The 543-nt window shown below is 56.0% G+C and carries 1 protein-coding gene; it reads right to left on the reverse strand.

The features are described from left to right. Window positions 1-65 precede the first annotated feature (65 nt). On the reverse strand, window positions 66-543 hold a 478-nt coding region (locus EN850_RS36645), incomplete at its 5' end, for a hypothetical protein (RefSeq protein WP_210237999.1).

The following is a 543-nucleotide window of genomic DNA, read 5'->3' on the forward strand; positions in this document are numbered from 1 at the left end:
GTTCCGTTGAACCGATGCCGTCATTCAACTATCGGTCAAGTCTTGTTCCTGGCCGGGAAGGCTGCTCAGTTCAGGTTATCCAAACGCCAGGACTCTAGGAAGCTCGACAGCGCAGCCAGATCGCTCATGCCAAGCTTAGTCATGGCCCTGTCCCTCATATTCCGTGCGTCATCAATAGGAATCTGCAGAACTGGCACTGCCTCTTCGAGTGAGTTGCCGTCTGCCAAGAGCTGCAGAAGTAGTTCCTCTTCTACCGCTAGACGGCGGATCTCTTTGCAGTTGATTCTGCGGTGGATGCCGGGGCTTACGAAGCGAAATCCCTGCTGCACCGACCTCAACGCTGGGACAAGTTCAGCCGAAGCCTCATGCTTGGCAACGACCCCCATCGCGCCGAGGGCGATAGCGATTCGTACGGTTTGCGGCGAGTACGGATCGGGATAAACAATCAGACGGATCTTGGGGAACGCTCGACGAACAGCAGCAATGGCTCCGATTCCTGGTTTTGCGCCCTTTCCGCCGAGGCTTAAGCAAAGCACAAGTACG

Origin of the sequence: Mesorhizobium sp. M8A.F.Ca.ET.207.01.1.1 (assembly GCF_004794715.1) — a bacterium.
In the GTDB taxonomy this organism is placed as follows: Bacteria; Pseudomonadota; Alphaproteobacteria; order Rhizobiales; family Rhizobiaceae; genus Mesorhizobium.